General features: G+C 47.8%; 8 protein-coding genes and 1 pseudogene. 5 read left to right on the top strand and 4 right to left on the bottom strand.

Features of this window, described 5'->3' with window-relative positions:
• Window positions 1-42 precede the first annotated feature (42 nt).
• The 4 genes and pseudogenes from DW49_RS0122520 to DW49_RS1000000130835 all read right to left on the bottom strand — a co-directional run.
• Complete coding sequence (locus DW49_RS0122520; RefSeq protein WP_024421416.1) at window positions 43-1,086, bottom strand: relaxase/mobilization nuclease domain-containing protein; 1,044 nt, start codon at window positions 1,084-1,086, stop codon at window positions 43-45.
• A gap of 17 nt (window positions 1,087-1,103) precedes the next feature.
• The gene (locus DW49_RS0122515; RefSeq protein ID WP_024421415.1) at window positions 1,104-1,466 is read right to left on the bottom strand and encodes a plasmid mobilization protein; all 363 of its coding nucleotides are present in this window, start codon (window positions 1,464-1,466) and stop codon (window positions 1,104-1,106) included.
• Between the two features lie 357 nt (window positions 1,467-1,823).
• A complete protein-coding gene (locus DW49_RS0122510; protein ID WP_005613215.1) occupies window positions 1,824-3,578 on the bottom strand; it encodes a recombinase family protein in 1,755 nt (584 codons plus the stop codon).
• Window positions 3,579-3,622: 44 nt separating this feature from the next.
• Window positions 3,623-3,742 (bottom strand): annotated as a pseudogene (locus DW49_RS1000000130835) (ATP-binding protein); the annotation flags it as partial.
• A 234-nt stretch (window positions 3,743-3,976) separates the two neighbouring features.
• Here DW49_RS1000000130835 and DW49_RS0122505 point away from each other — a divergent pair.
• The 5 genes from DW49_RS0122505 to DW49_RS0122485 all read left to right on the top strand — a co-directional run bounded on the left by DW49_RS0122505 (window position 3,977) and on the right by DW49_RS0122485 (window position 9,724).
• Window positions 3,977-4,540: a heteromeric transposase endonuclease subunit TnsA gene (locus tag DW49_RS0122505; protein WP_005613213.1), complete on the top strand. Its 564-nt coding sequence runs from the start codon at window positions 3,977-3,979 to the stop codon at window positions 4,538-4,540.
• The gene (locus tag DW49_RS0122500; RefSeq protein ID WP_005613211.1) at window positions 4,540-6,456 is read left to right on the top strand and encodes a helix-turn-helix domain-containing protein; all 1,917 of its coding nucleotides are present in this window, start codon (window positions 4,540-4,542) and stop codon (window positions 6,454-6,456) included. The genes DW49_RS0122505 and DW49_RS0122500 overlap by 1 nt, the downstream gene beginning before the upstream one ends.
• Window positions 6,453-7,340 (top strand): TniB family NTP-binding protein, encoded by an 888-nt coding sequence (locus DW49_RS0122495; protein ID WP_024421414.1) that lies wholly within the window; start codon window positions 6,453-6,455, stop codon window positions 7,338-7,340. Before DW49_RS0122500 ends, DW49_RS0122495 begins: the two co-directional genes overlap by 4 nt.
• Entirely contained in the window at window positions 7,301-8,413 is a 1,113-nt protein-coding gene (locus tag DW49_RS1000000134375) for a TniQ family protein (protein WP_005613205.1), read from the top strand. Before DW49_RS0122495 ends, DW49_RS1000000134375 begins: the two co-directional genes overlap by 40 nt.
• Window positions 8,414-8,929: 516 nt before the next feature.
• Window positions 8,930-9,724, top strand: coding sequence for a hypothetical protein (locus tag DW49_RS0122485; RefSeq protein ID WP_024421412.1), 795 nt, complete (start codon window positions 8,930-8,932; stop codon window positions 9,722-9,724).
• Window positions 9,725-9,767: the final 43 nt, after the last annotated feature.

The following is a 9,767-nucleotide window of genomic DNA, read 5'->3' as shown; positions in this document are numbered from 1 at the left end:
ATGATGACGGAAATGATGTCCAAGCATCATGAGAGTCCATCCCTAACTCAATAGCCGGGTGTTGCACTCAGCCTCTGAAACCGCCCTGTCTTTTGATAGATCTTGAAACGTAACCTTCGAAGGGTCTTTGTGGTATTCGAAAGCCTTCTGGCTAGTAGAGTTTTTAAAAAAGTGCTCAACGTTGCCACCGACTTTTTGGTGTGTGAAGTTTTTATCCAGAACGGTTTTATATTTATTTTTTTTAAGATAATCAACTTGCTCGTCTGTTGTGAGGTCCAATGCCTCATTATATCTTCGTGGCTTATCTGAGTAGTGCTCCATCAAATCACTGAACTGATGCTTCTCTTTAAGTTTGTTTTTAAGTTTTGAATATTGAATGCCTAACTCACTGGCCTTGAATATCTGACCTTCTTTTTCTAATGAATAGGCATTTTGTCCATTCGGGATAATATCAAAGCCTTGCTTGTGAAGGTTAGCGAGGAAAGCAGTAGTTGTGAGGGCATCTTTGAAAGCGATTTCAATTTCGTCTTTGAATGCTTTCTTGTGGGATTTTATACCTCTGACTTCAAGAGCTTTTTCGTTGCTGCTCTCTGGTGGTTTTGTTTCTAAGTCAGGGTTTAAAGATTTTCTGTTAGTGACTTGAAATAGTCCGTGTTTCTTTTCGAGGTCGGTTAGCTTCTGCTCTATGGTGAGATAATCATCAACCTGATTATATATTTTATTGTTGAAGTCTCTGGGTGCCCAAATAAAGTGAACGTGAATTTGTTTAGTGTCTGTATGAACAGCAAAAGCGTGCTCACGGTTTAACCCGTGAGTATCTGAATAAAGTTCTGTTGCTATGGCAAGGGCTTGTTCGGGTGTGATTTTGTCGGATGGGTCAAAAGATACCATTTCGTGAAAGCTGGTATTTTTCTGTTTTCCTTTACAAGATCTATCTATTTTCTTCGCTAAGAACTCAATGAACTCTTGCGTTGTGCCGGTTTGAAGTCTGTTGCTATCTATTAGAATAGATTTTTTTAAACCATACCCGAGGGTGTTTTGTGTTTCTCCTTTACCTTTTTGTGTGCTGAGTTTTTTTCTTATCATATTGTCCTTGTGGTTGTTTATTTTAAAGTTATTTTTTCTTCGTGCTCAACGAGCTTTGAATAAAGTTGGTCAAAGGATTTTTTAGCATTGTTGAACATCTCAATGTTCCTCTCTACTAAATCAATTTTCCCAGAATTTATTGCTTTGGCCATCTGGTTTAAGTTATTGCCCATTTTATTTAAGTCTGCCTCTGCCTTTTCAATATACTCAATAAATTTATCATTTCTTATCTCGATAACATCACATCCGTTTACTGCTAGATGTTCAATGTACTTCGCCTGACTTATGCCCAGCAAAGCTGCATTAGCAACAATTGTGTCTTTTGCGTCTTTTGAAATCCTGATATTAAATTGTTCTCCGCTTCTTTTCTTTTTGTTCATGGCTACCCTCATGGTTAATGTGTGGTTTTTATTTTTCTGTAATGTCCGAAGGCATTGCAGCTACCTGATTTTGCTTTTATATTTTCAAACGAAGTGTAGAAAATCGAGTAGGGAAGTAAGTGAAAAATGTCGAAGACTTTTGAGCGGTAGGATAAAAACGAAGTTTTTTCCTATACATTCCCATTGCTCGCCTTCTTTTTACTTGACCTCATATTATTATGTTAACTCAAGTTTAAACCTTTTCAAGAGTGTATAGGAACAATAGTATTAGATAGCTGTATAGGGCATGGTATAGGAGTATGTATAGGAAATAAAACAGGCCACCTGATTAGGCAGCCTACTTTGATTGTGATGGATTTAATTAAAGTATTCGTTGAGATTGTTGATGCCAAAATCTTTAAGTGGATTGTGTAGGCTGAACTTTTTAGCTATGCGGTCAATTTGAAAGCCGTTCTGGAAAATATTAGCAAACAAAGTTCTTGTGGTTTTGTCGAAGTTGAATTTGAAAGTGATGTCGTTAGCAACAAAGAATTGATTTATCTTTAAGCGGCCATCTTCTGTTTTATACAAATCAATTATGTCATTTTCCGAGTAAATGTTTATAGTTGTTTTCTTGATGTTTATTTGTGTTTGTAGTTCCGCAAGGTTCTGTTCAATATCGTTGATGTTTGCCTCTGTTTTGCTAACTACCTCTAAGAATTCTTTCGGAATGACTCCGCTAGTGAAACCAGCAAAAGACTTCATTAGGTTGTCTCTATAACTTTTTTGTTCAAGCAAAAGGTTGTTCAGCTCCACAATTTTCTTGTTGTCTTTGGTTTGGCTCTCTCTGTTTGATAGGAGCTTGATTAATAATTCTCTGAAATTCTCTACCCGTTCCTCTTCATCAATGTCTTCTTGTGTTGGGAGACGATAAATCATCCCGCTTTCACGAGTTATCCATTCATATTGACGCTCAGGGTTTGGGTCTTCGTTCTGCCATGGGTGAACGTCGAAGTCTTCATTTGTTGTTGACTGATATATGAGTTCAAGAAATAACCCAAATGCCAAGTCAAAACGAAAGCGTGGTTGGTCGCATCCATTTTTTAATTCTTTGCGTGTGTAGCATTGAAAATACGGATAAACGACGCCCTTTGGGTTTGTTTGTTTTTCAAACAGCATAGAAGCACCACAACAACCGCATTTGATGCTGTGGCGAAAAATATTCAAGCTGCCTACACTTTGGTTGCCGTAGTTCTTTCTGTGTGCTCTGTTCTTCATCGCTGCTATTGCTTCATCAAATAGCTCATATGAAACGATTTGTGGGTAATAGTTTTCAATATATCGCTCAAAGACTTTCTTTTTGTTTTCGTCCCGTCGTTGTGCCATGTATGCACCGAGCACATATTTCGTGTCTATAAGATGTTTTATATTTCTATTTGACCATTGGCGTTTTGAATATGCATTCAGCTTTTTGATTGATAGCGAAACGCCGACATATTTCAAGCTTTCAAAAAAATCTCTTATCTCCTGAGCTTCATCTTCATTGATTTCAAAACAGTTAAGTTCTGGATTGTAGCGAATGCCATAGGGAGGATTATGAGCGTTAAAAATGACCTTTCCATCTTCGGCTAACTTCTTGGCCCTATTCCATGCAGATTTTCTACGAATTGATTTTGTGTTGCTTTCTTCGTATGCTCGCTTTGCAATAACACTTAGAAGTATATCTTGTTGTAAGTCATCGATACGGTTTGTGGCGTTCGGTTTTTCATATCGTTGACCATCAATCGTGGTTATTAAAATAACGCCTTTTTCAAGTATGCCGTTGACCAGCTCTTTTGCTTGTAGAAGTCTTTGGCGACTAAGCCGGTCAATGCTTTCAACGAATATATAATCTCCCTCCCTGATATGCATATCGCTAATCATATCAATGAGTTCTTTAAGTTTTCCTTTACGCTTGTTGCTTCCGTCGTGTGCAGATATGCCCGTATCTGAGTAGATATTCTCGGGCGGTAACTCAATACCTTGTTGCTTTGTAATGGCTTGGATCGACGCCATCTGACGATCTACCGAGTCTCTACCGGCTTCGCCTTGTGCTTTTGATGAGTAGCGTATGTAGGCGTAAGCGGTAGGCATTCCGGGCTTCCTGTGACGTTTGGAAAAGTGTGAGAATACCACCTACCAGTCTCCAGCGGCTCACGCAGAACCTCCAGTACACGGCGATCAAACTCCGGCAGCTCATCAAGGAATAGAACGCCGTGATGGGCGAGGGTGATCTCGCCAGGTTGCGGACGACTGCCGCTGTAGGATACTCAATATAATGCGACAGTGACCTCCTAGAGGCCTTGAGCTGTCGATCCGGTGTTCAGCAATAGCTGCGACAGAATTTCAAAATAGCTGCGACGGACCTATGAATGGTTGGAAATAGCTGCGACAAGCCTAGGCAAGCATCGGTGCGCTCGATTAAGCCCACAAAACGTAGCGTCTCCGGAGTGTTTCCGTTCCGCTCAGAGGGCGGTATCCCATACGAATCCATGCTGGAGCGAGATTTTCTTCTTCGCACCGAGTTTTCCAAGGATGTGCTGGCAATCATCTCCCAGCCGGTGAGTATTCCGTTCAGCACTAACGGCCGGCCTTACAAATACACGCCTGATTTTCTGGTCTATTACCGCCTGGGCGATCGTCATTACGAGGATTACCCCAAGCCCATGCTCGTTGAAGTAAAGCCTGAGACGGAGTGGCGGAAGAACTGGCGAGCCTGGCTTCCAAAATGGAAGGCCGCTTGGCGTTACGCACATGAGCAAGGTTGGACATTTCACATCTGCGACGAGTCTCGAATTCGCGATACGGCTCTACAGAACATCCAGTTCCTGGAGCGCTACGAGCGTATGACATTCCCGCCAGAGGAAAGCAGTTGGATTATTGAGAGCGTGCGCGAAATGGGCGTCGCCCCTGTTCATTATCTGCTTGCGAAGCACTCATGCTCCCATTACCGAGGGCAAGGCATCAGCCATCTCTGGCATCTCATCGCTACCCGCAGGCTCATCTGCGATATCCGCCTTCCTTTCAATGACCATCTCGAAGTGTGGGTGGCTTAATGAACAGTGATGAATACGAAGAGCAACTGATCCCTTTTGAGCCAGATCGGCAGCAAGTGCCTATCGAGGTAGACGCTTTGGTTGCACATGGGGACGCCGTTTACCGCATCTCGCAGATCCTGGACTTTCGGACGGTGGTGGGGATCGAGGTTGAATCGGGTAGGGCTGCTGCTCTACCGATAAGGGGGCTGCGCGCGCTGAAGCAGGGGAAGGTTGAGGGCCTTTATGCGAACTACGACACGACGCTGATCGGCAGTGAAAAGTGGGCCGAAGCCGAGAGGCGTTTTTCTGCGATCCAGCCACTCCTAAAAGATGCTTTGGTCGGCCGACGTCTGGTTGAAGCCCGAAGCTTGGAAGTGGGTGTGGATGTCGCTACGTTGTATCGCTGGATCAAACGATACAAAGAATGGGGAGAAAAGCTGGCCCTCATTCCCCGAAAGCGTGGTTGGAGGGAGGGCACAGCCAGAATTTCGGATGAGGCCAGTCAAATCACCGAGAAGGTGATCATGGAGTTTTTCTTACAGCCCCATCGTCCGACGATACCGAAGACTATCGAAAAGATCCAAGAAGCGTGTGAGGCCGAGCAGGTTACATCCCCAGGGACAACTGCGATCAGAGCAAGGCTCAAAGGTATTCCCGACAAAGCCTATTTGCGTGGCCGGGGCTTTGCGGAAAAAGCCCGGAACAAGTACAACCCGACTCCGGGATCATTCCCTGGCGCTGATTATCCTCTCGCAGTGGTCCAGATCGACCATACCCCGCTCGACATCCTGTTAGTTGACGATGTGCATAGGCGCTCAATTGGTCGGGTGTGGATCACCTTCGCGATAGACGTCTACTCTCGCATGATCACCGGTTACTACCTCGCATTGGATGCTCCCGCCGGGATTTCGGTAGCCATGTGTGTAGCCCATTCAATTCTGCCTAAGGAGGAATGGTTGATTGCACACGGTGTGGATGGTGAGTGGCCTGTCTGGGGCAAACCGAAAGTGCTGCACGCGGACAACGGCGCCGACTTCCAAAGCGAAGACGTGAAACGCTCCTGTTCCAACTACGGCATCGAAAATCGCTTCCGACCGGTAAAACGTCCTCGCTATGGTGCGCACATCGAACGTCTGATGGGGACTTTTGCGCAAACGCTGAAGGATATGCCGGGCAAAACCTACAGCAAGAAGTCCGATCGTGATGGCTACGATTCGGAGAAACATGCTGCATTGACCTTCGATGAGTTCGAGACTTGGCTGGTAAGAGAAATCTTGATCTATAACGAGTCCTACCATTCGAAGATCTACATGAGCCCCAGCAGGAAATGGCACATCGGAATATTTGGCAATATCGATCAAGATCCGTTGGTTGGAGTTCCACCAAGGCCTGCTGACGCCTTCACCCTGCAGCGGGATTTTTTGCCCTCATTTGAAAGGACGGTTCAGCATTATGGCGTGCAGATCGACATGTTCTACTACTCGGAAGCCCTGAGACCGTGGATCAACGCTAAGGACAAGGACATAAATAAGGCCCGAACCTTTGTGTTCCGTCGAGACCCACGTGACATCAGCTTTATCTGGTTTTTTGACCCAGTGCTTCTGCAGTACTTCAAGATTCCAGTGTCGAACCAGGCATTTCCAGCCGCGAGTATCTGGGAGTTCAAGGCTGCCAAGAAGCGTGCCGTTGACGAAGGGCATGCCAATATTAATGACGCTTTGCTGAAGCGATACATCCTGGAAAACCGTCAACTTGTCTCAACTGCCGAAGCTCAGACCGCCAAGACCAGACGCCAAGCTCAGCGTCACCGCGTGCACTCCAAAGGCAAGACACCCGCTCAACCTAATCCGCAGTCAAAGATTCCACCTGTAACGAACAATGGCCTTGAAACCATGATCGATGGTGACCTTGATGCGTTCGGAGATATTTCATGAGTGCGTACAGCCACATTCACCCTGACTTTAGACCGGTTGCGGTGATGCCTGATCAGGCCCGCATCGATTTTCTGTTCGAACCACGGTGGATCGGTTACCCAGCAGCGCAAAGGCTGCTGGACCTCCTGCGCCACCTTATGACCGTACCATCCCGTCCCCGAATGCCCAATCTATTGGTTGTGGGCAGCTCCAACAATGGCAAGACTACAATTATCGAACGATTTACGGAGTTGTACGGCAAAGGTTACGTGAATGACGATGGTGAAGCGGTGAAGCCAATCATCAGTATTGAATCACCACCTACCTCGGATGAAAGGTCTTTCTACTGCGCAATCTTGGAACAGTTCTGGGCACCCTACCGAGCTACTGACGCCATTTCAAAGTTGCGATACCAAGTCATTCATCAGATGCGGGAGTGCCACGTCAGGCTGCTTGTAATCGACGAATTCCATTCTATGCTCAGCGGTACTGCGCTTAAGCAGCGCGAGATCATGAATGTCATCAAGCTGCTCTGTAATGAGTTGGCGATACCAGTTATCGGAATTGGGACTGAAGACGCCGTCCGCGTGCTTCATACGGATCCTCAGCATGCGAGCCGTTTCGACGTTTTTTCTCTACGTAATTGGGGAGTGGGTGTCGACTTTCAGCGTTTCTTGAAAGCGTTTGAATCTGTATTGCCGCTGCGAGAGCCATCTGAAATCTTTCGCCCTCATATCGCCGGGCTGCTGCATGGTATTTCACAGGGCAACACCGGCGATTTGCACCGGCTATTGATTGAGTGTGCCACGGAGGCGATTCGTTCAGGAAAGGAAAAAATCGATGCGAACATTATCCAGAGCAAGTCATGGGTACATCCTACGCGTGGCATTCGAGAATTGATGTAATCAATTCCCGTTGGCCCAGAGCGCAAAGCCTGATGGCAGATGAGCTTCTTTCGTCATGGCTCATCCGCAGCGCCTTTGCGCACGGTTGCTCTCCAATGTCGCTGACCGGAAGCCTCTGGCCCGATTGGCGATGCTGGACCATTGACTTGGATAGAGGACTAACTGCGGGGCAGGTCGAACCTCTTGCGCGATTGTCTGGTGTGTCAGTCGCTGACATCTGCACTTCGACGTTGCATCCAATTGCTCAGATCCTAAGTCCGGGGCTGGATTCCAAAAAAGGCGTCTGGCCATGGATACTTGCACTGGGAAGGCGCAACCGACGCAGCACCGGCGGGTTGCAAATTTGCCCGATTTGTTTATCAGAGCAAATACCGTACTACCGTATTTGGTCACGCCTGGCATGGCACACGTGCTGTGAAAAACACTTGGTACGGTTAATCGATTCTTGCCCTCGTTGCGGAGCGCCATTGCAGCCACATCTCCTTGAGCAGGGCGCTTCGAATCTTTATCGCTGTGACCGTTGTAATACCTCCTTGAGTAGCGCGCTCGACGACCTTGGGTTTACACCTGGCGCTCTCGCTTTTCAGTTGGCTGGTGACAATGCACTCCGGGGCATGCAACACGATGATACGGGGCCCTGCGAGGCCTCTGGATGGTTTTATAGGGCACGCTTCGTGAGTGGCGTTCTGAGGGTCGGGGCAACAACCGGTTCGAAGACTTTCGCAGCTTTCAGGGAAGCATTTAATTTGGGAGAAATGGCTCGACCGCTTTCTGGTCTTCCGATTGAGATGCTCCCTGTGGTAGAAAGAATGAATCTGTTTTCGGCTGTTTGGAAAATAATGGACATGGGCGAGTCCCAGATCCGAGAGACGATCCGTGCCTGCGCATTTTCCAGGCGCTCGGTCGTACTGCCTGCGGGGGAGGTCACTTTCAGTATCCAGGCGATGCTTGATGAGCTCGCCCCAGGCGCAGCACGTCCACACAAGCCCGTAGCGATCAGCACGCCGACTCCTAGAAGGCGCGTTGAGAACATGTGGGCAAGGTTGAAAAGAAAGGTTTTGCGAGATGGGTGAGAGTGACACGTCCGTAAAGAAGACTGTTGTGCAGCATGCTGCAGACCGATGCAGAGAGCCCATAAGATCTATCTGACATCGCGTTATTGCGGCACCTGCTACGCACGCTTGTTCAAACCTCGAATGTGTCCGGGTTGCGGATCCCGCACGCGCCTTGCAATATTTGACGATCTAGCCGTCTGCACCTCGTGTGCAACTGCCGGTCCTTGTGTCAGGTGCGGCCGGACCGGCAGGCCTGTGGGTAAGCTCACGGCCTACGGACCGGCGTGTAACTCCTGCGCACATTATTTTACTGAGCCCGGTCATTGCGAGGTATGCAATACCCTTTCAACGCGACTGACTAAAAAGCGTGTCGGCGAGCGCGACCTAAGATGCTGCCCGAGGTGTTGGAATACTTCAGCGACCTGCCCAAGTTGTCGGCGCCATAGAAATCTGATTCCAGGGCGCAATGGCGTGATGGAGTGCAGGCTATGTTCGCAAATCGGAGAGACCAGTTGTGGTGCCTGCGGCAGTGAAATGCCCGCGGGCTACGGCCGCGAATGCCAAAACTGCTACTACATACGCACATTTCGTAAACGTCTGCGGATCAATACCGCCGCCTTGAGCTGTGACTCGTATTGTCAGGCCTACGCCGCCTATGGAGATTGGCTTCTCAAGAAGACAGGCGGGAAGAGGGCCGCACTGCTGATCAATCGACACCTGAAGAGCTTCATGGAAATGAACTCGCGGTGGCCAGAGCTTCCATCGTATCGGGAACTGGTGGAGTCGTTCGGTGCACAATGGATTCGCCGTGCTCAGTTACCCATGGAATGGATGATCGAATTACGAGGACTGCAGGTTGATCATGAGCTCAAGGCAGAGCACACGGAACTGCGCCGTATCGAATCCATCATCAGCTCGATGGTTTCCGGCGCTAGCCGAACCCTCCTCATCGACTACCGCAAACACCTTGAGTCAAAGCCCAATAAGCGTCGTAACTCGTCAAGATCGATACGTATGGCTTTGCGCAGTGCAGCCAATCTTCTTACTACCGGCGCGGCGGCAGGACAAGAATTGCCGTCCTCCTCTTCATTGTGGTCGCTGCTCGCTGAGACGCCCGGGGCAGCGGCATCGCTGAAGAGTTTTGTCAGTTATCTGAACGCTCGTTACTCCTTGGGCCTCGAGTATCCGAAGGACAATCGTGGAGCTATCAAGCTCAGGCACCATCGGTTCGAGCTGGAGATCAAAGCGTTGATGCGTGAAGCTGCGCTAGTGTACTGTTTTCGAAAAAACCAGCTACTAACTAACGTAAAATTCAAATTTTATCAATAACTTAGGTTGCAGGACACGGGTAAATTATTTCGCAAACAGTACA

Origin of the sequence: Pseudomonas avellanae BPIC 631, from assembly GCF_000444135.1 — a bacterium.
GTDB lineage: Bacteria > Pseudomonadota > Gammaproteobacteria > Pseudomonadales > Pseudomonadaceae > Aquipseudomonas > Aquipseudomonas avellanae.
The sequence above is the reverse complement of the archived record's forward strand: the minus strand, read 5'-3'. Positions and strand labels throughout refer to the sequence as shown.